The sequence below is a fragment of the Floridaenema aerugineum BLCC-F46 genome (assembly GCF_041929345.1).
Classification (GTDB): Bacteria; Cyanobacteriota; Cyanobacteriia; order Cyanobacteriales; family Aerosakkonemataceae; genus Floridanema; species Floridanema aerugineum.
This window is the reverse complement of record NZ_JBHFNQ010000145.1, coordinates 1-20,613: the sequence shown is the minus strand read 5'-3', so window position 1 is coordinate 20,613 and position 20,613 is coordinate 1. Positions and strand designations below refer to the sequence as shown.

Genomic DNA, 20,613 nt, shown 5'->3' with positions numbered 1-20,613 from the left:
CTTTGACCCGTCAAACAAAGTGAGGAATGTCTTCAAACCGAAATCAAATCCAGCAATTTTACCTGTCTCGTTCAGAGTTTTCATGATATCAATTGTACTATTTTACGGCTGAATAAATTCAGCCATTCGCTCATATCCCCCGTTTACAAAACGGGGGCTTTACGCTTCACGATTAGTAAAGATATGCGATAACATCACAGATGTAGTACAAAACACATCTGAACTCAGTTATGGAACCAGATTCATTACCAACTGAGGTGATTCTGACGTATCCACGTCGTTCTCTGGGTAAAATTAACCTCGACTGGACACCTCAACCCGGAAACTATCTCAATTTAGAAGGTCAAACTTACGCTGTTTTAGAACGCAGTCACCGCTACCAATATAAACTAGGTGGCTATGAACTCCATAAAATTGCCCTTTATGTCCAATCAGCGCCAAGTACGGCTGATAGAAGTTTGTACAAAGGTCGCTGGGTAGTGGGAGACGCTAGTTGTCGGTTTAACGCACATTCGGAAATTATGCGTTGTGCAGTTAATCCAGAGGGGCCATGCGATCGCTGTCGCCATTATGAATCATTCCCCGCTACTCAATAAAGTTCCATCACTGACCATTTTCTAACACCTCTCCCACTGTTAAACGAGTTCCGTTCACAAAATCCCATCCTGACTGGGGACGTTTGCCAGCCATTTGAACTTCTCGAAGTAGCAAAAGTCCTTCTCCAGTTTGAATGATGGGGCCAATTCCCTTGGCAAGACTTACGACTTCCCCCGGCTTACCAAGATATGAAGATAAATTATCCCAATCTTTTTCTAACACTTCCAAGGATGGGGGTAAATCTGCCCAATACTCGGAGCCAAGAGGTGCAGTAGCTGTAATTTTGAGCGAATTTCCCCGTAAAGTTGCTACACAATCAGGATAAAATCCTCTAATTTGGTTGTGTAATGCGATCGCTTGCCTAGACCAATCGATCGCATAATCCGGCTTTTTAATCAACGAAGCATAAGTAGCTATGGAATCATCTTGAGGAATCGGTTCAATCTCTTGACGCTGCAATTTTAACAGAGTTTCTATTAGTAAATCTGCCCCGATTTGAGATAAAGTTTTAGCTAAATCTAGGGAATTATCTAATAATGCGATCGGTGTCTTTGCTTTTAACAACATGGCACCAGTATCCATCCCCGCATCCATCAACATGGTAGTAATACCCGTTTCCTTTTCCCCATGATACAGACACCATTGAATTGGGGCAGCACCTCGATATTTAGGCAAAATGGAACCGTGAACATTTACACAACCAATTTTGGGCATATCTAAAATTTGCACAGAAAGTATTTGCCCGTAAGCTACCACCACGAAAACATCGGCTGCTGTTTCTTGCAATAAAGCCAGAGTTTCTTCATCTTTTTTAATTCTGGCTGGTTGCCAAACTGGTAATTGATGAGTTAAAGCTAACTCTTTCACCGGAGAAGGTATTAATTGATTACCTCTACCGCGACGTTTATCCGGTTGAGTAACTACAGCTAAAACTTCAAACTCTGGATGATTTAACAGTTTTTCCAGAGTTGGAACCGCGAATTCAGGTGTGCCAAAAAAGATGATTTTCATTAATAAGTAAAGGGAACAGGGAACAGGGACAAAAGGAAATCGAAAATCTCAAACTTATTTGGGGGATACTTTAATTTCTACCCGTCGGTTAAATTGCAGATTTGTTTGATTTTCATCGTTAATTAAAGGATTAGTTTCGCCGTAACCTACAGGTATCCAGGTATAGGATTTATCCAAGGTAGAGTCGAGATATTGCACGATCGCTTCCGCTTGGCGAAAGGATAACGCCAGATTGTTACTAGGTTCACCCACACTATCAGTATGCACGCCGATCGCAACCGTTGCCCCTGAATAATTTTTTAACTCATCAACCAACTTATCCAAAACTGGTTTTCCCTCAGTTAATAGAAAACTTTGGTTATCTTCAAACAAAACATCCGCAGGAAATTTTCCCACCAGAGTCTCTCGATTAATCAGCGGTTGGGTAGATAAAGCTAATTGACTAGCGCTTGGGAGTTGAGCTAAGTTTACCCGCAATTGTTGCCGAATTGCTTTAATTCTGGGTTCTAGTTTAGCGCGATCGCTCGTCGTCTTTAACTGTCTTTCCAAGAGTTGTAACTCTGTTTCCAGTTGCTTCCTTTGCGCCTTTGTCAATTGCGCCTTTGTCTGGGGTTGAGCAGCAAGGTTAGGATTATTACTACTCTCATCAGTATCCATCCCTGGAATTAATTCCGGTACTTTAGCTACCAAAGGTTTTTGCGGCGTTGATGCAGGATAAACAGTAGCTAATGCCACACCCAACAGGGCAGCGAAACCACCTCCTACCACCAACAATAAAAGTCTAAACAGAAAAACTAAGAAAAATCGCCCCATATTGATTTTCATAAGTTTATCGGGAGCCAAAAAAACTTACTCCTGTTGAGCCTTTTTTGTCAAGTGACCTAAAGAAGTAAGTTCTATTTAACCCGTAAAACAACCAGGGAAGGTATCTGAAAAACCATAAATAAATTCCCACCTACTCTAGCAATTTGTCCAGATATGTATAGAATATGCTCAACCGTTCCTTTGGCCGTTCCTCCTTACACTAGAAGCGCTCTCAAGAGAATTATCAATGTTTAAACGTCCACTGAATATCGGTCTGTATCTAATCAAACCACGCCAGTTGACCCTGACAACTGTGCTAGTTATCGCTTCCGCTTTAGTTGCGGGAAATTTATCGGCTTCTGCTAAAAGGGTAGTACAAGTAAAAGCTGTTACCGAGCAAGTACCTAATCAAAAAACTGTTCCCGCAGTTCGCCCAACTGTGCCAGTAACAGAACCATCTCAAGCTCAGGTCGATCCTTTGGAAAGTCCCTATCCTGTACCTTGGAATTGGGTGATGTCAACTCACGAACAGGTGAGTTCTACTAAAGGTTCGGGAGTTCGCTTCTACCGCACTCCCTCAGTGATTTCGCCAGATGGTAAGTATGCAGCTTACAGTCGGGTGCAACTGCGAGTCAAGCCGGAACTCTATCAGAGTCATGTTAGCAGTGTGATGTTTGTGGAGAATTTACAAACTAAACAGTTGCGAGTGGTGACGGCTAGTTCTCCTTTAGCGAACAATCCGAACAAAGCCAAAGAAGCTGGGGATATGCCTGGGATTGTGACTATTTTAATTCCGGTTTCTTGGTCGGCAAGTGGCGATCGACTTTTGGCGCGTCAGTTTGAAGGTAGCCTCAGCGCCAGTGATGCTTCTGACTATGCAGTAGTTTGGGATCGCAATACTGGTAGGAGTAATACAATTTCTCCTAGCAATGCTGCCGAGTATGGTCAAGCAATTTTGCTAGGTTGGAGTAAAGCTAACCCAAAAGATGTGATTTTCCAAGCCGGGGAATTAGGCGACGAAAAACGTCAATTATGGGCAGTTAATATTCAGGGTAAGACGATCGCAGCTAAACTTGAAGATCAGCCGATCGTTTTTGGCAGCACCGTCAAACAAGCTTGGGCGGGCCCTCAAGCTGGTTGGTAATTACTAAACTTCTTGCATTGCATTATAGAAACCCGGTAACTTCTGCGAAACCGGGTTTCTAAGTTACTTGGCATAAATCCAAACTAGGGAAGAGCCTGGTTTTTAAATAGAAGCATCTGCCAAGAACTGAGTTACTAACTCAATAGCTGAAGCCGGATTTTGCGCGATCGCCACTTGATTTTTAGCTAAACTTTGAAAAAAATCTTGACTATTCTCATCATTATTTAACAAAATTACTTTTTTATTTGCTTTCAAAGCTAAAGCAATTTCGGAAGCAGTTCCAGCACCCATACCACAAGCAATAATCACATCGCTGGAAAGCACATTAATATTATTTCGCGCATTTCCTAAATCGGTAACAATAGCAATATCTACAGCAAGAGAAGCAGTGGTAATATCAGAGGAAGGAAGAATACCGACGGTTAAACCATTGGCGGCTTTTGCACCTTTACTGGCAGCATCCATTACACCTTCATTTCTTCCCCCTGTGAGCAATACCCATCCAGCTTGGGCAATTAATTTTCCTAGCTGATAAGCATTTTCTAAATCAAGGTTTGTGGCGTTATTGCCTGGGCCCATGACACCAATAATAGTTTTTCTCATCACAATCTCTAAGTTTTTCAAATGGCAAAAATATCTATAGATACTGTCAAACAAATGCGGCAGGAGTTGCTGGAAGATTCCCAACTAAATTTTAACTTTATGATTCTGACCATAGGTGCTTGTTTGATCGCTACCTTTGGCTTAGTTAGCAATAGTGCAGCTGTAATTATTGGGGCGATGATTGTTGCACCATTAATGATGCCGTTGCGGGGAGCAGCTTTTGGCGCGTTGGAAGGAGATCCACAGTTATTGGGCGAAGCGATTAAATCGATCGCCATTGCCACTTTATTTTCTACCCTAGTCTCATGGTCGATCGGGCGTGTAATTGCTTTGCCTGAATTTGGCTCGGAAGTTTTGGCTCGCACTGAACCCACTTTACTGGATTTGGGAGTGGCTGTAACCGCTGGTGCGATCAGTGGTTTTGCTAAGGTAAGACCAAAAATTAGTGATGCTTTCGCCGGAACTGCGATCGCCGTTGCCTTAATGCCCCCCATCTGTGTAGTTGGCTTAAGTTTATCTCAAGGAATTTGGAATTATAGTTGGGGCGCTTTCTTACTTTATCTCACCAATCTTTTGGGCATCGTCCTTGCTTGTATGTTGGTGTTTATCGGTGCTGGTTATGCTAAGTACAACCATGCTTTCAATTGGACTTTAGGTATGGCTAGCATTTTACTGATCCCTTTGGGAATCAGTTTTTTTCAACTCCTCAGACAAGCCCAACTTCACCACACGATCAAGTCGATTCTCCTTAACCGTACTATTACGGTGGGTCAAATGGTGGAACTGAAACACACCAACGTTGACTGGTCAGCCCAGCCACCAAGAGTTTACTTGACAGTGCGAAGTAACAACCAGATTTCTCCCAACCAAGTTCACCTGGTAGAAAATTTCCTTTCTAAAGAAATGGGCAGACCTTTTACTCTCGTGTTTCAAGTTGAACAAATTCAGGAAGTCAGAGCCAAAGATTCCGTAGAATCACCTAAAGAATAATTTTTACTTCAGTACAAGAGAAATCCAAGGCATCAGGCTCCTACCTAACCAGCTTTTTTTTCACCACACAGTTATTTATGCTACACTGTGTTAGTTACTTTTACTATTATTCTTTGTCCGTACAGTTAACTAAGGGCTGCGTGTATTTACATAAACTTTAAACAGCCCCTGCCCGGGGGAATTGGCTGGAAACCTTGTCTAGTTTATCTTTTGGTAGATCGCAAGTTAAACATCTCAGATGAGATAGTTATAAAGTTTATGTAAAATTACGGAGAAGTGCTTGAGTTTATAGATAAACTTACGTAAGTTAAGTATAAGCAACAAAAATCAGAGTAGAATTACTCAGTAATTTTTTCGCTCTTGTTCGGTCTGTTCGAGTTACAAATTGCCTGAGTAGCTCCTACTAGCCTAAATGTTGGCGATCGTACTCCGTTAACATCTACTCAATCAAACGCTTAACTCTAGGGGAATCAGTAAAATGTATATGAGTAATACCATAGAAACCATTACAGCAAATAATCGAATAAATAAGAGGAATAGTTATAAAGAATTAATGGCAAAAAATTCGGCAATAAAGTTAGTTACAACTCGTGCCAAATTAAGAGCAAACGATATAGTAGATTGGCAAGAATTCGGTAAAGAATTTGATTTTCTTTCCAGTCCTTTGCGGGTTCATTCTCGCAATGGAGTCCAACTAAAAGTAAGTTCTAGCGGAAATTTTCTGCGCCTTGACGAAGGTAGCGGAATCAAAGGAAAATTTCCATCAGGAGACAAATTACTGTTTTTAGAGTTTTCTGACAGTGCGATTACAATTGATTTTGCTACCCCTATTTTTGGTGTGGGTACGCAAATTCAAAGGGCATTTTTTGGGGCTTTCACCGGAGTAATTGAAGCTTTCGATCGCAGTGGTAAAAGTTTAGGCAAATTCAGTGTTTGCGGTAACAGTGACAATCCTGGTAATGACTCAGCACCATTTATCGGTGTCCTGAGTAAAACCGCTAATATTAGCAGAATCACCTTATATGTACCAGAAAATAATGGTTATGGCTTTACTATTAACGAGTTGCATTTAGTCACTCGGAATTTGCCGCATATTGCAGTTTTATGAACTGTAGCCCAGAAACCCGATTTCTATGGAAAATCAAGGGTTTGGTAACAAAAAATTTACGAAGAAACCGGTTTCTGACCTCTTCGTGCGTAAGTCCTAAAGTCATAACTAGCAACTTACATTAAACTGAGATAAGAGCACTCCTGAGCGGAGCCTGGAGTTTCTCGTTCCCAGGTAGAACCGGGGAACGAGGGAGAGGGAGGTTCTACCTCCAAAAGTAAAGCAAGATCTGAGTTAAATATTAAAAATCAATCCGCCAATCATTCCGGCAAGTAATCCAAACCCAATCCAGACGTTTTGGCGAAAGATTTGCCCATAAACGGGTTTTGGTAAATCGGCGTTGCGTAATTGGGAATAATGCCAAATCCAGCCAACTACGGCGGCGACAAAAGCTAGCCAAAAGCTGAAATGCAGCTGCATATCTATCCCTAACCAAGCTAGCAAAAAAGCAGTGCCAAAAAAGAAAATTCCCACTGCTTCTGGTGCAAATTGACCAAAAAACAACGCACTGGAATTAATACCGATTCGGCGATCGTCTTCTTTGTCACTCATGGCATAAACCGTATCAAATCCCAATGTCCAAAACACTGTTGCACCCCAAAGCAACCAAGTATCAAATTCTAAACTTCCTAGTGCTGCACTCCAACTAATTAATACGGCAAAACCCCAAGCAATTGATAACACTAATTGGGGAATCGGAAACACTCGTTTAGCTGTAGGGTAAAAAATAATTACGGGAATTGCGGCGACGCATAACCAAAAACTTAAAGGATTTAGATAAAGTGCTAACACACCTGCACAACATAAAGCGATAATGACGATCGCAATTCCAGTGCGAATTGATAAAGCACGAGAAGCTAAGGGACGTTCTTTAGTTCTTTCCACTTGCGGATCGATATCACGATCCCACAAATCATTCACAACACAACCAGCTGCACTTGTAGCTAAACTCCCTAAGACTATTACGCCGACGAGTGGCGCTGGTGGTGTGCCCCTAGCTGCTAAAAATACTGCCCACAGTGCAGGTATCATTAAAATTAAACGTCCCGCTGGTTTATCCCATCTCAGTAGTCGAATTATGGTAGCGCCGGGAAAGGTTTGCTGTGTGTCTTGAGTGAGCATAGTTTGACTACGATATCAATACTTTACCTGTTATTTTTCTAACTCAATTATACAAGATATATACCTCTTTCTGTTATGTTGTTGTTGTTATACTTGTTGACGATATTAAAAAAAAATGGCGTTATATATCGCACAATATAGAATTTTGGAGCAATGAAAATCCCCTATCTTCATTACTTTATTTATTACTTTCATTTCCGAAAATATTTGGTAGCTATAATTCGATCAAAAGCAGAGACGGTAAAATTGGCTATGTCAAACCTAGAACAAACTAAAGCGGCAATTCTCTCACTGCCATCTAATGAATTTGAGCAGCTGAAAAAATGGTTGTTCGACTTAGATTATGAACGCTGGGACGAACAGCTAGAGCAGGACATTGCAGAGGGTAAATTAGAGGCATTAGCGCAAGAGGCGATCGCAGAGTTTGAAGCTGGACATTGCCGAGAAATTTGATGCAGTACACAACTCGACGGTTTTGGCAATGTTACAATGCTTTACCTAAAAGTGTACAGCGAACGGCATTTCTTGGTTTTGGATTGGGACACACGCAGAGTATGACCAATTGATTAGCAAGTCCTAAAGGAATTTATAAGGCTTTTATCCATTGCCGGGAAAGGACAAGAAAAGCTGATATTATTCCTGAAGGGAGGGGGTGAAGGCTGTCACCCTAAATACAATTTTTATGGGAAATCCTGTGATGGAAAATCAGGTAAATGTTCCTAGTGCTACTGGGGCAAAAAATCGCATTCTCGCTGCTATTGATATTGGGACAAATTCGATTCACATGGTAGTGGTGCGAATTATCCCGGAACTACCAGCTTTTATGATTATTGAACGGGAAAAAGATACAGTAAGGTTAGGCGATCGCGATCCCGATACCCACAACTTAAAACCGGAAGCTATGGAAAGGGCAATTTCGACTTTACATCGTTGTCGAGAACTTGCCAAAACTTTGAATGCAGAACAAATTATTGCTGTGGCGACTAGTGCGGTACGCGAAGCACCTAATGGGCGAGATTTTCTCAAGCAAGTAGAAACGGAAACTGGGTTAGTTGTTGATCTAATTTCTGGACAAGAAGAAGCGAGAAGGATTTATTTAGGCGTTTTGTCGGGGATGGAATTTAATAACCAACCTCACATTATTATTGATATTGGGGGCGGTTCTACTGAATTAATTTTAGGAGATAGTCAGGAACCGCGATCGCTTAGTAGTACCAAAGTTGGTGCTGTCAGACTTAGCGCCGAATTTATTAGCACCGATCCGATTAGTAACTCGGAATTTTATTACCTGCAAGCTTACATTCGGGTAATGTTAGAAAGAGCAGTGGATGATTTAAAAGCTAATTTAAAACCTGGTGAATCTCCCCGTTTAGTAGGCACTTCAGGAACAATCGAAACTTTAGCCATGATTCACGCCCGCGAAAAATTGGGCATGATTCCTAATCCGTTAAATGGTTATCAATTCAGTTTAAAAGATTTACAAGAAACTGTAAATCGCCTCCGCAAAATGAATAATACAGAACGCGCAGCTATACCGGGAATGTCCGATCGGCGATCGGAAATTATTTTAGCGGGCGCTTTAATTTTACAAGAAGCTATGTCTTTATTAGGCGCAGAAAGTATTACTATTTGTGAGCGAAGTTTGCGGGAAGGTGTCATAGTTGATTGGATGCTCACTCATGGTTTAATTGAAGATCGGTTGCGCTATCAAAGTTCAGTTAGAGAACGCAGCGTTTTCCAATCTGCTCAAAAATATCGAGTTGATTTAACACATAGTCAAAGAGTTGCAGAATTTGCGCTCAGTATCTTCGCTCAAACCAAAGGTAAATTACATAATTGGGGAGAATTAGAAAGAGAATTACTTTGGGCTGCTGCGATTTTACATAATAGCGGACATTATGTTAGTCATTCAGCACACCACAAGCATTCATACTATTTAATTCGCTATAGTGAGTTACTTGGTTACACGGAAACTGAAATCGAACTAATTGCTAATTTAGCTCGGTATCACCGAAAAAGCGCCCCGAAGAAAAAACATGAAAACTTTCGGAATTTACCGACAAAAGAATATCGCCTAATGGTGAGTCAGTTAAGTGCTTTCCTGCGAATATCGGTAGCATTAGATAGAAGACAAATTGGTGCTATTAGTCGCTTGGAGTGTGAGTATATTCCATATTTGGCAGAATTTCGCTTAAAACTTTTCCCGACTTTCCCTGATGATGATTGCGCCTTAGAACTTTGGAGTTTAAATTATAAGAAGGATTCTTTTGAAGCTGAATACAGCTTGAAATTGGTTGCTCAATTGGAACCTACTGCTGTTACTGTTGGTTAAGGGTACAAATAACTTGTCGAAGTTGAGATGGCGCGATCGACTCTCGATCTGCGAAAATAAAAGTCCATGAAAACAAACAGCCTCTTTTATCACCTATTGCAAAATTTTCCTAGTGTCTTTTTTGAACTGATTGGACATCCGCAAATAGAAACCAGCGGCTATGAGTTTCAATCTGTGGAAATTAAAGATACAAATCAAAGAATTGATGGCATATTTATTCCCGCTAAACGCACCCGTCAACCAATTTATTTTGTTGGCGTACAATCTCAATTCGATGAAGATTTTTATTATCGATTTTTTACGCAAATCTTTCTTTATTTAGAACAGAATAAATCTAACAGAGATTGGTTTGCTGTGGCGGTTTATCCCCGTCGCCTGATTGAATCAGTAGTCCCAAGACCTTATCAATGGTTAGTAGAAAGTGACCATATCAAGCGTTTGTACTTAGATGAATTAGGACTGATTGCTAATCAATCTTTGGGTTTGGGAATGTTAAAATTACTGGTGGAAGATGAAGCTAAAGCCCAACAGAGAGCCGAGTATTTAATTCATCAAATCCAGCAACTAAATCCCAGTAAAGAACAAGCAAACTTGGCGGATTTATTGACAACAATTTTAGCATATAAATTCCCACTATTGGGAATTCAGGAGTTAACGAAAATGTTTGAATTAAGCAACTTAAAACAAAGCAAACTTTATCAAGAAGCTAAGACAGAAGGGAAATTAGAAACGGTTCCTCTGTTATTAGAATTAGGATTGAGCGTGGAGAGAATTGCTCAAGAATTGCATTTAGATCTTGTGCAAGTGAAAGAAGCCGCTAAAGAATTAGCTGGACAAGAAACTACTTTGGAATAGCTGTTTTGGGGAGGAGGGGATTGGGGATTGAGGAAGTTGTGTGAGATAAAGAACTGGCATAATGAAAAACAAATTTCGCGTAAAATTCCACAGGTGTTAATCCCACCAAAAATCACCGAGTCTGGAATTTGCTCAGGGTAAAGCTGAGGACTGTTTAATTTCCTCGCAGTGTTTGATACCTGTAGGAAGCGTAGGTATCAAAAATTGCCCCTACGACAGCGAAAGCAAACCCGATCGCCAAAACGCCATCCATCGGAGAACCATCACCAAAAATTTCCAGAAACCTCGCCAGTCCCTCTATCCCAGACTGACAAAGAATCTCAAAACCGGGAACGAAACCCACCAAAGACAGACCAACTAAGATTGCACCAATCAGAAATACTGGAGCAACAAAGCTGAAAGCAGTCGTCAGCAGCAAGCGAAAGAACTTCGGTAAAATACTCATGCTCTGAAATAACACTGCAAATGAACTGGGTCAGGGCAAGTTGATTGATTTACCTTGCCAATATATACAATAAGCGCTATACCCAGATTTGCACCCAAAGTTTAAAAATCTTAAATCTTCCTTAAGAAATCGTAGGGTAAATCACAAGTTTTGTAATAAAGCCAGTTGCTAGTTATGAGCTTAAACATTTTCGATCCCCCATTATCCCCCTTACTAAGGGGGACTTTGAAACGGTTTTTCCCTTGGGTAAGGAGGACTGTGAATCGGTTTTCCCTCTTGGGTAAGGAGAACTGTGAATTGGTTTCCCCCCTTGGGTTCGGGGGGTTAGGGGGGATCAGACCGACAATATTTGGGCTATTGCTTTAAAGCGGAACAGAGAAGAATATAGTGAGCGAAACAAGTTCTAATTCAGATTTAGAGAGATGGGGGCGGCGTTTAGTAGCGGCGATTTTCCTGGGTGGACAAGTTATAGTCCATTTACTCAAGGGTAAAATTCATCGGCGCAACACCTTAGAACAAATGGCAACAGTTGGGCCAGAATCATTATTAATTGCCTTGATCACAGCTGCTTTTGTGGGGATGGTGTTTACAGTGCAGGTGGCGCGAGAGTTCATCAGTTTGGGCGCAGGTAACACCGTCGGCGGAGTATTAGCATTAGCCTTAGCCCGGGAACTCGCGCCGATTCTGACTGCTGTAGTATTAGCAGGGAGAATTGGTTCAGCTTTTGCGGCGGAAATTGGCACAATGAGAGTCACAGAGCAAATTGACGCTCTGTATATGTTGAAAACCGATCCGATCGACTATTTAGTGATTCCCCGTGCGATCGCCTGTTGCTTAATGTTGCCAGTTTTAACGCTGATGAGTTTAATCACTGGCTTGTTAGGCGGGTTAATCATTTCTAGTAGTATATATGGGATCTCGCAATCAGTATTTTTAGATTCAGTGCGGAACTTCCTCTCCGTTTGGGATGTTTGTAGTGCCGAGATTAAAGCTTTTTGCTTTGGCGCTTTAATTGCCGTGATCGGTTGTAGTTGGGGTTTAACTACTTCCGGGGGTGCAAAAGGTGTGGGACAATCAACCACAACTGCTGTAGTAACTGCTTTGCTAGCAATCTTTATTAGCAATTTCTTTTTGAGTTGGGTAATGTTCCAAGGAACAGGCAGTGCGGTTTTACAAGGTTTGTGAGTCAGGGGACTAGGGTAGGGGCAATTCATGAATTGCCCCTACGACTGGGAAAGTTCCAAGGAACAGGCAGTGCGGTTTGTGAGATACTGACGATTTAAAATAGTAGTGGTTTGTGTTTGTAAGTTAGGAAGGAAAGACGGTGACTACGGCTACTCCGATCGGATCGCAACAAACAGTTGAATTAGCTCCCAGCTACACCATACCTTTAGTTTTAGTTTTGGGCGCAATACCATTGATCGTCGTGCTACCTTGGCTGAGTTTGGTAATTGCGATTTTTGGCTTGTTCCTTTTGTTCCAAACTGTCACCATTCGGCTAAAATTTACCCCAACAGCTTTAGAAGTATATCGCTCTCAAAAATTGATTCGCAACTTTCCTTACTCCGAATGGCAAAATTGGCGGATATTTTGGCCTCCTGTACCAATTTTGTTCTACTTTAAAGAAGTTAAAAGCATTCACTTTTTGCCGATTATTTTCGATCCTCAAATGCTACAAACCTGTTTAGAACAGCGCTGTCCCCGGAATTAGTTGTTATTTGTTATTACTTTAAATGAATTCAGACTCATCCCCTTTGCAAAAATCAGACTCAGAAGCGAATATCGATCCTTGGGCAGATGCCCCAAAGGAAACTACCACAGTAGAAGCTATTCCCACACCATTGCAAATTCCCACAACTGATTTGAATCCAGTGGTAATATTGAATAACTCATCACCAGAAAATGAAGTAAATACCTGGGAACAAAGAGTAGCTCAATTGCAGCAGCAAGAACGGATGCTCAAACAACAGATTGCTAGTTTGCAAGGTGACTATACGCAACAAATAGCAGAAATGCAAACTGCTATGAGTCGGGTAGTGCAAGAAAGTTTGCGAGATTTAGAACAACGACGACAAACTTTACAATTAGCAGTAGAACAATTGGAACGCCGCCAAGAACGCATTCGCAATGAAATGAAAACGACTTTTGCAGGTGTTTCCCAAGATTTAGCAATTCGCGTTCAAGGTTTTAAAGATTATTTAGTCGGGAGTTTACAAGATTTAGCAACGGCGGCGGAACAATTAGATTTAGTTCCCCAAACTGATGAATCAGAAATGGTGGAAGTTAAAGAGGCGAAACCTGCAAAAAGCACCTCTGTAAATCTTCAATTTGCGGAACAAGGTTTTGAGGATCAAGCAAGGAGAATTCGCCAATTATTAGATCAGTATCGCACTCGTCCAGATTATTATGGCCCACCTTGGCAATTGCGCCGCACTTTTGAACCAGTTCATGCAGAAAGAGCTTCTCAATGGTTCTTTACTCAAGGTGGAAAAGGTGCGTTGCGATCGCTAGGAACTCGCTTACAAAATATCTTGGTTGCTTCGTCGATCGTTTCGGTTTTAACAGATCTGTATGACGATCGCCTCCGCACTTTAATTTTGGCAAATAGTCCCGAACGTTTAGGAGAATGGCGACGCGGTTTACAAGACTGTTTAGGCATCTCTCGCGGCGATTTTGGGCCCGATCAAGGTTTGGTATTATTTGAAGCGCCAGAACCTCTGGCAATCAAAGCAGAAAGGATAGTTAAAGAAGGAGATTTGCCGTTAATTATTATTGACGAAACAGAAGATAAAATTAATCTTTCTGTGCTGCAATTTCCCCTTTGGTTAGCTTTTGCACCCGATCCACAATCTCCTAGCTATTCTTCCGATCGGTATTAGTTAGGGACTGGGGATTGGGGATTAGGGATTGGGTAAGGTTTGTAGGGTGCGTCAGAACTAAAAATTCCTGTGACTTGCCCAAATTTTACAGTCTGACGCACCCGAAGGATGATAACTGGGGACTAGGGATTAGGGATTGGGTAAGGGAATAAAGTTGCCTTTACCCAATAAGTATGAAAATTTGTGATTTTAAAAAAGGTGATTGTGGTGGGGATAACTATTAGTATTGGGTTGTTGTTAGTGGCTTATTTGTTGGGTTCTTTTCCCACTGGTTTTTTAGCTGCTAAATTGTTGAAAGGCATTGATATTCGTGAGGAAGGTTCCGGTTCTATTGGGGCAACAAATGTGCTGCGAACTTTGGGGAAAGGGCCTGCAATTGTTGTATTGTTAGTGGATGCGTTGAAGGGTGCTTTGGCGATCGATCTAGCCAACTGGATTTATCCTTTTACTAACAACGAAAGTTTACCTTTACCTTGGTTAGTTACTTTAGCCGGATTATTCGCTGTCATCGGTCACAGTTTACCCGTTTGGTTGAAGTTTAAAGGTGGGAAATCAGTGGCGACAAGTTTGGGCATTCTGTTAGCAATGTCCTGGCAAGTAGGGTTAGCAACTTTGGGGGTTTTTGCTTTTGTGGTGGCAATTACTCGCATCGTTTCTATTAGTTCGATTGCGGGTGCGATCGCAGTTTCCCTATTCATGATTTTGTTTAAACAACCACTGCCATATTTAATATTTTCCTTAGCTGGAGGTGTGTATGTAATTTGGCGACACCGCAGCAATATTCAACGAATAATTGCGGGAACTGAACCGAAAGTTGGGCAAAAATTAGTAACTGAAATCGAGCAAACTACTTAGAAACAGAAAGAATCATCAGGAAAATAGACTTCGTGCGGAATTACGATGATATCATGTCCGTTTTATTACCCATAATTAGGAGTAGGGACACGGCATAATTAACTTTATCTGTTTGTCCAAAATATTTATGATGCCGTGTCCCTACGCAACAACGTGGTGAGTTTTTATTGTGGGTAATTCAACGGACATGATATGAAATCCTTTTTGGATAGAGTTTTGGGTAGGGGCGAAGCATTCGGGTCAAAATTTATGGGTAGAAACCTAGATTTTTTGCCCGAATGCTTCGCCCCTACAAAGGCAAAAAATACTTAACCGAGCAGTATTGGGATAGAGTGTAAGTCTCGGTTAAACTGCATATTTAGTCCAATGTCGATGGTTTGCTGCCAAGTATTTGTTGTGTTTGGGTATCGCTAACCAGTGTTTCTGAAATATTACCTAAAAAACAAATAGCGTTTTGATCTACTTCATAACCCCATTGGCGCAAATATTCACACACACCTGAAACAATCTGTGCTGCTTTTTCCCAGTCTTCTGCTTGACAAGCATGATAGTGTGCTTGAATTAGGGGTTTAATATCTTCAATATTTTGCCATTCGGTTTCTGGTTTAAGAGGAAATTTTAAAAAGTAATGGTAGGCTTGTCTATGAGCCTTAAGGAGATGTTCGTAGTTTTGAGATAATATTCGATATGCTTTTTCTTGAATGATGGGATGAATTTGATAGCATTGTTTTACTGGGTGATAATAAAGTAATTGCCGACGTTTGAGGGCACGGAGGATGTTTTCTTTAAGTTCATATCGGCTTACCTCTGGCATTTGAGCCGCAATAGCATTATAGTTTAGGTTAAATTCTGAAGTTCGGTAAACAGAAAGTCGGCTAATACAATTTCTTTCTAACTCGCTGAGGCGCTGAAATATTTGCTCAAGGAAATTGTCAATTTCTTGAATGAGCAACCAGTCTCTATCTTGCAAAAATTTGCCGACGTTTCCCTGATATTCCTCATTATTACAAATTAAGTTGGCAATGAGTTGCAACGCTTTAGGGTGTCCTTGATAGCGATCGCTAAGTTCAGCTAATTCTGAAACCTCTCCTCCTTTCGATGAAGGAAAAGAGTTAGGGAGGTTAGGTTCTAATTCTTGCGGTGTGTCAGTTAGATTAAAAGATTGCAATAGTGCAATTCCGGTATCTCGATCTAATCCAGTCAGCACAATTTCACGGGTAACAGTTGGGGGTAATTCTGCCAAGCTTTCCCGACTGATGAATAACAATTTGCTTTGATGTTCGGTGTCTAATAGTTGTTTAAATAACCAGGCATATTCTGTGTATGTTTCATCAAAATAGCCAGTCGTTTGTGCTAAACCAGTTTTTAAGATTGTTTCGACACTATCAAAGACAATCAGACAAGGTTTTTCTTTTACCAGTTTTATGAATTGCTCGATTTTTTGATGACAATAATTTGGTTGGGATAGAGCGATCGTGGAATCTGTACCGGAAAGGACACTGAAGAGGGAATCTATAAATACGAGAAAATTCGGGGGTATATCACCACTTGTTTGTAAAGTTTGCCATGCAGCGGCGACAAAAGGTGTAGTTTCTCCTTGCAATTGGCGAACAAGTTGACTGGCAAGAGTGCTTTTGCCGATTCCAGGTAATCCAACAATAGAAATTCCGATAATGTTTGGATTGAAAAGGTGTTTTTTTATCGCTTCAATTTCTCTGGTGCTACCTACCCAATTTCTCACAGGGGGTAGGTTTTCTGGAAGTGCGAAGTTGGTATTTTTTTCACAAAGTATGGGTAAATCTGCGATCGCAGATGCTAGTAGTAATTCTGTTTTCTGAATATCGCTACGTTCAATAATATCTTCCCAATTATTAATTCCTACTGCTTTACAAATATCAATAAATGTTTCTCGCCTAATATGTTTCCGCCCCCAAAACCGTTTTAAGGTTGCTTTAGAAGTCAAGGCAGCTTTACACCACATTTGATCTGTTTTGTTCCAACCCGGATTACGTCTGGCTATATCAATTATTTTTAGCCCCTCTTCAGATGCTCTGAGTAAGCCAGCCATTTTATTCCCATAGCACAATTGCGATCAATTTGAATTATACATCAGTTTGAAGAGCCAAACAGTGAGACAAATGAGCTAAATGATTGCGCCAAATAGTGAGCCAAAAGGTTAACTATTTTAGCTTACGACAACGCTACTCTAGTAATTCAGACAGCCAAATGTAACAAATTATTGTGTATTCTTAAATATGACAGATGCCGCTCTACTCAGAGAGAAAAACTATTCTCACAATGTTGTATACGAATTCGATCGCTCCAAGCAGATTAGAACGTTTATTTTAGAAAGCAGTCACCGAGCCTTAATTTTTGTCTGCGAAGACAACCTGGGATCTGAGGAAGCATTACTGGATTTATCAGTACTAGAGAAGTTACTAGAATCATCGCCAGTTACATACAACCCTGGTGGAGTAGTAGATGCTCTTTCCCTTGTTGCCAAAGGGAATATAGAAAGAGTAATTCTTGATGAGTCGGTTTTCGATCGAGATGTTGTCTATCTGCAAACAGTCGGACGAAATGCTGCTATTGAAATTCGACCAGACGACTTGCGAAAAATTCTGGCAGATTTAGGTTTTGACTCTGAATCTGACAAGCCAAAATTAATTACTTATGATTTTGGTTACGCCTGACAGATGGCACAAAGAAGATGTCAAAGTCAGATGAAAATCGAGACAGTTGTATCTACTTGTTAGATAGTCCAGATGAGATTAATCGCAAAATTAAACGGGCGAAAACCGACCCGAATCCTACATTAAGCTTTGACGAAAATCGCCATGAAGTTTTTAATCTGTTAAGTATCTATCAAGTTTTATCCGGTAAGGAAAAGGAAGCAGTTGAAGCTAACTTTGAAGGCAAGGGTGCAGCAGCACTGAAAAAGGAATTGACAGAATTGTTGGTTGAGGATTTAAAACCAATTCGAGAAAAATACAACGAGTTGGCTAGTAATCCCAGTTTAGTAGATGTTGTTTTGCAAAAAGGTAGGGAGCGGGTAGAGCCAATTGCTAAACAGACTTTGGCGATCGCAAAACAGCGTGTAGGTTTATAATTATGCGAGGTTTAAGAAGTAACGTCCTCGCTGTTGGATTGCTTGCCGCATTTTGTACGGCTATTTTCAGAGGTTTAGATAACTTCACCGTACATAATCTTATTACTGCTCCCGATAAGTTAACTGCGGCATTTGCTTACCTCATTATTGGCGGTTGGACTGGTGTAATAGCTGGAACATTCTTCTCATTAATTTTAGGGAGAAAACTCATCGATGATAAGTTTAGAAAGATTGTCTTTAACAACCGCCAGATGCACTGGTCTGCATTCATATCTGGGAGTATATCAGCAGGTAGTACACTTTTTATTTTGCTAGGCAATCAACTTGGCGATCCTAGCGTCATAGTAGCACTTTCCAGTCTTACTATTGTCTACACAATTTTGTACGACCTATCCACAGGACAAGCAGACTGGAAATACCTTTTTCTGCCATCGATTGTCACCATTACAGGTGGTATGATGGCTGGTTTTAGTGGGTCGCTATCAGTAACAGCTATAGGTCTTTTCTATGTCGTTGTTGTTTCTAATGGTTTAGGTGCATTTTCAGAAATAATTGAACAAAAGGGAGTTCGTGCTAGCGATAGTGTCAACCTTTTCATTTGGCGTTTTTTCTGGCTTGCTCTAACTGGCACTATCCTTGCGATCGCAGTTTCTTTGCCGCGTGGATATTTTAGTTTGCTTGTAGCAACGATTCAACAGGGAATGATTCATCTACCTTGGGTTATTACCACTATGTTTTTTGTCTTTGTTGCTATAGGGCTGAAACTTTACTTAAAGGGAACTCAGGCAGTATCTGTAGTTCTATTAATATTATCAGCCCAAGTTATTCTGGCATACCCGATTACTATTATTGGCGATCGGCTTCAACCGGGATTGTTTGGTGAACTTCCTACCATTTCAATATGGATGATTAGAATTATGGGTGCGATCTTAATTATTTTCGGTATTTTTCAACTTGAGATCGGCAAAAAAAACTTCAATAAGTAAAAATTAATAAAAGAAGTAGTAACTATGTCTAACATTCTAATTCGTCACGAAGTTCTAGAACTATTACAACTGGTTAACAGTGACGGTGTATCTCACTGTCATCCTGACCAAATATTGTCACAATTACAAACAATTTGTAACCATAATCCCGATCGCATCCGCATTGAAGAAATCGGTCATTCTCGCGATCGCCATCCTCTTTACGCATTGCTGATAGGCGATACAAATAACAAACCTATCATCGCTGCTACAGGTAACTGTCATGCTGAAGAAGCGATCGGCACAACTACAATCCTAAGACTAGCAGAAGCGATCGCATCCCAACCTGACTTTCAACCCATCCTAGAAAATTACTCTTTTGCCTTTATTCCACAAGCTAACCCCGATGGTACGTTAAAAAATTGGGAATGGCTAAAACTCGATCGTCCTACTTACCGCGACTACCTGCGACATTACTATCGAGATAATCGTTCGGAAGATGTCGAGCATGGTATTCCTACTCCTGAAACCGCACAAGAATGCCGTCCCGAACCAGAAGCCATTGCTAAATTTTATCGTCGCTTTCCAAAAATTAGTTATTACGTTACTCTCCACTCAGCTAATATCTTTCCGGGAGCGATGTTTTTAGTCAGTGAAAAACCACCAACCGCTATTTCTGAAACATTGGGTGCAGTTACCCATCAACAAAGTTTATCTTTGTACGAAGACAACGATAATGGTATGGATGGTTTTGAATTTATCGAACCTGGATTTTATGGGATTCCCCGCTTTGAAGTGATGCGGGAAAAAATGTTGGCAGGAGGAGATCCAGAACGCATTAAGAAATTTAAGCTTAACTCATTTCAATTAGTTGAAAGCGAATGTCAATGTCCGATGTCTTTAGTATCTGAGCTACCTTACTTTCAAGTGATGGGACTCGATGATTTAACTCCTTTGGCTGATTATATTCCTGTGGCTTGCGATCGGGAAGTCCTCAAACGCAAACTTGTTTATTTTGAAGAAAAAAGTGCCAAGCAACGAATGAATTTGCTTTCTTGTCTATCAGCCTCTAATTTTTCCTCACCACTGATGGAGTTTTACCAAGAAAAAACTAAATGGTTGCTAGGAAATATAGCAGGCGATCGCCAAGATTGCCACAAAGTCAGGGGATGTCCGACTTTAATCAAAGACTTGCTCGAAGTTCGTATTCGACCTTTGATGCTAGAAGCTGAAATAGCTGCTATGATGCTTCGACTTTACTCTGAATTTGGCGAAAATTCGGAGTGTATCCAGTCAGCTATTTCATACTATGAGGAAACATTTAATAACGCTTGCGATCGCATAGACAAAATTACCACAATCAAAACTCTTTCCCTAGCCGATCAAGTCAAAATCCAAGCGGGAATTATTCTATCTGGACTATTAGTAAGCTAAAGGTAGTGCAATGGCTAGAATTTTACTTATTGATAATTATGACAGCTTTACCTACAACGTTTCTCAGTGTTTTAGCGTTCTTAAACTCGGAACAGCTAACCCTGTAATTGATGTTATTCGTAACGATCAAATTACTGTAGAAGAGGTGAAAGAAAAAGTGAAAGATGGTCACTATAAAGCAATAGTGATTTCACCTGGGCCAGGTCGCCCTTCAGACGCAGGTATTGTAAAACTTCACTTAATTTGTAGTCATTTATAAGCTAAAATAGTTAACAATTATTTTACTTTAACCCTCAAGAATCAATGACCTGAGTTATCAGGGTGAAATGTCCCGGGACTCTAAGCAACCACTAGTACCAT

21 protein-coding genes and 1 pseudogene are annotated in these 20,613 nt (G+C 40.8%); 16 read left to right on the top strand and 6 right to left on the bottom strand.

Annotated elements, in window-relative coordinates; all coding sequences use genetic code 11:
* Positions 1-230: 230 nt before the first annotated feature.
* Positions 231-596 (top strand): DUF6464 family protein, encoded by a 366-nt coding sequence (locus ACE1CC_RS19080; RefSeq protein ID WP_413272016.1) that lies wholly within the window; start codon positions 231-233, stop codon positions 594-596.
* A 7-nt stretch (positions 597-603) separates the two neighbouring features.
* On the opposite strand, the gene fmt is transcribed toward ACE1CC_RS19080, so the two are convergent.
* Both fmt and ACE1CC_RS19070 read right to left on the bottom strand, forming a co-directional pair.
* Positions 604-1,608 (bottom strand): methionyl-tRNA formyltransferase, encoded by a 1,005-nt coding sequence (gene fmt / locus ACE1CC_RS19075; protein WP_413272015.1) that lies wholly within the window; start codon positions 1,606-1,608, stop codon positions 604-606.
* A gap of 54 nt (positions 1,609-1,662) precedes the next feature.
* On the bottom strand, positions 1,663-2,433 hold the full coding sequence (locus ACE1CC_RS19070) for an OmpA family protein (protein WP_413272014.1): 771 nt from the start codon (positions 2,431-2,433) through the stop codon (positions 1,663-1,665).
* Positions 2,434-2,659: 226 nt separating this feature from the next.
* On the opposite strand from ACE1CC_RS19070, the gene ACE1CC_RS19065 reads away from it, so the two are divergent.
* Entirely contained in the window at positions 2,660-3,556 is an 897-nt protein-coding gene (locus ACE1CC_RS19065) for a hypothetical protein (RefSeq protein ID WP_413272013.1), read from the top strand.
* A gap of 102 nt (positions 3,557-3,658) precedes the next feature.
* On the opposite strand, the gene ACE1CC_RS19060 is transcribed toward ACE1CC_RS19065, so the two are convergent.
* Entirely contained in the window at positions 3,659-4,159 is a 501-nt protein-coding gene (locus ACE1CC_RS19060; RefSeq protein ID WP_413272012.1) for a TIGR00725 family protein, read from the bottom strand.
* Positions 4,160-4,180: 21 nt separating this feature from the next.
* Here ACE1CC_RS19060 and ACE1CC_RS19055 point away from each other — a divergent pair, with 21 nt between their 5' ends.
* Positions 4,181-5,149, top strand: a complete 969-nt coding sequence (locus tag ACE1CC_RS19055; RefSeq protein WP_413272011.1) for a DUF389 domain-containing protein — start codon at positions 4,181-4,183, stop codon at positions 5,147-5,149.
* Positions 5,150-5,633: 484 nt separating this feature from the next.
* Complete coding sequence (locus ACE1CC_RS19050) at positions 5,634-6,257, top strand: hypothetical protein (protein WP_413272010.1); 624 nt, start codon at positions 5,634-5,636, stop codon at positions 6,255-6,257.
* Between the two features lie 234 nt (positions 6,258-6,491).
* On the opposite strand, the gene ACE1CC_RS19045 is transcribed toward ACE1CC_RS19050, so the two are convergent.
* Positions 6,492-7,379 carry a 4-hydroxybenzoate solanesyltransferase gene (locus tag ACE1CC_RS19045; protein WP_413272009.1) on the bottom strand — a complete coding sequence of 296 codons (888 nt, stop codon included), beginning with the start codon at positions 7,377-7,379 and terminating at the stop codon, positions 6,492-6,494.
* Positions 7,380-7,631: 252 nt separating this feature from the next.
* Here ACE1CC_RS19045 and ACE1CC_RS19040 point away from each other — a divergent pair, with 252 nt between their 5' ends.
* The 3 genes from ACE1CC_RS19040 to ACE1CC_RS19030 all read left to right on the top strand — a co-directional run bounded on the left by ACE1CC_RS19040 (position 7,632) and on the right by ACE1CC_RS19030 (position 10,566).
* Positions 7,632-7,832: a hypothetical protein gene (locus ACE1CC_RS19040; protein WP_413272008.1), complete on the top strand. Its 201-nt coding sequence runs from the start codon at positions 7,632-7,634 to the stop codon at positions 7,830-7,832.
* Between the two features lie 229 nt (positions 7,833-8,061).
* Entirely contained in the window at positions 8,062-9,711 is a 1,650-nt protein-coding gene (locus ACE1CC_RS19035; RefSeq protein WP_459563880.1) for a Ppx/GppA phosphatase family protein, read from the top strand.
* A 66-nt stretch (positions 9,712-9,777) separates the two neighbouring features.
* A complete protein-coding gene (locus ACE1CC_RS19030) occupies positions 9,778-10,566 on the top strand; it encodes an Rpn family recombination-promoting nuclease/putative transposase (protein WP_413272007.1) in 789 nt (262 codons plus the stop codon).
* Positions 10,567-10,720: 154 nt separating this feature from the next.
* On the opposite strand, the gene ACE1CC_RS19025 is transcribed toward ACE1CC_RS19030, so the two are convergent.
* Entirely contained in the window at positions 10,721-11,011 is a 291-nt protein-coding gene (locus ACE1CC_RS19025; protein ID WP_413272006.1) for a hypothetical protein, read from the bottom strand.
* Between the two features lie 387 nt (positions 11,012-11,398).
* Between ACE1CC_RS19025 and ACE1CC_RS19020 the strand changes: the two genes are divergently transcribed.
* The 4 genes from ACE1CC_RS19020 to plsY all read left to right on the top strand — a co-directional run bounded on the left by ACE1CC_RS19020 (position 11,399) and on the right by plsY (position 14,745).
* Positions 11,399-12,196, top strand: coding sequence for an MlaE family lipid ABC transporter permease subunit (locus ACE1CC_RS19020; protein WP_413272005.1), 798 nt, complete (start codon positions 11,399-11,401; stop codon positions 12,194-12,196).
* 139 nt (positions 12,197-12,335) lie between these two features.
* On the top strand, positions 12,336-12,722 hold the full coding sequence (locus tag ACE1CC_RS19015; RefSeq protein ID WP_413272004.1) for a DUF3119 family protein: 387 nt from the start codon (positions 12,336-12,338) through the stop codon (positions 12,720-12,722).
* 22 nt (positions 12,723-12,744) lie between these two features.
* On the top strand, positions 12,745-13,890 hold the full coding sequence (locus ACE1CC_RS19010; protein ID WP_413272003.1) for a DUF3086 domain-containing protein: 1,146 nt from the start codon (positions 12,745-12,747) through the stop codon (positions 13,888-13,890).
* Between the two features lie 201 nt (positions 13,891-14,091).
* Positions 14,092-14,745: a glycerol-3-phosphate 1-O-acyltransferase PlsY gene (gene plsY, locus ACE1CC_RS19005; RefSeq protein ID WP_459563881.1), complete on the top strand. Its 654-nt coding sequence runs from the start codon at positions 14,092-14,094 to the stop codon at positions 14,743-14,745.
* Between the two features lie 358 nt (positions 14,746-15,103).
* Here plsY and ACE1CC_RS19000 read toward each other — a convergent pair whose 3' ends face one another.
* Positions 15,104-16,813, bottom strand: a complete 1,710-nt coding sequence (locus tag ACE1CC_RS19000) for an NB-ARC domain-containing protein (protein ID WP_413272001.1) — start codon at positions 16,811-16,813, stop codon at positions 15,104-15,106.
* A 187-nt stretch (positions 16,814-17,000) separates the two neighbouring features.
* Between ACE1CC_RS19000 and ACE1CC_RS18995 the strand changes: the two genes are divergently transcribed.
* The 5 genes and pseudogenes from ACE1CC_RS18995 to ACE1CC_RS18975 form a co-directional block, all read left to right on the top strand.
* Complete coding sequence (locus ACE1CC_RS18995; RefSeq protein ID WP_413272000.1) at positions 17,001-17,438, top strand: YbaK/EbsC family protein; 438 nt, start codon at positions 17,001-17,003, stop codon at positions 17,436-17,438.
* Positions 17,439-17,455: 17 nt separating this feature from the next.
* The gene (locus ACE1CC_RS18990) at positions 17,456-17,854 is read left to right on the top strand and encodes a tryptophan--tRNA ligase (protein ID WP_413271999.1); all 399 of its coding nucleotides are present in this window, start codon (positions 17,456-17,458) and stop codon (positions 17,852-17,854) included.
* Positions 17,855-17,856: 2 nt separating this feature from the next.
* Positions 17,857-18,840, top strand: coding sequence for a hypothetical protein (locus tag ACE1CC_RS18985; RefSeq protein WP_413271998.1), 984 nt, complete (start codon positions 17,857-17,859; stop codon positions 18,838-18,840).
* A gap of 24 nt (positions 18,841-18,864) precedes the next feature.
* Positions 18,865-20,253 carry a M14 family zinc carboxypeptidase gene (locus ACE1CC_RS18980; protein ID WP_413271997.1) on the top strand — a complete coding sequence of 463 codons (1,389 nt, stop codon included), beginning with the start codon at positions 18,865-18,867 and terminating at the stop codon, positions 20,251-20,253.
* Between the two features lie 10 nt (positions 20,254-20,263).
* Positions 20,264-20,479 (top strand): annotated as a pseudogene (locus ACE1CC_RS18975) (glutamine amidotransferase-related protein); the annotation flags it as partial.
* Positions 20,480-20,613 lie beyond the last annotated feature (134 nt).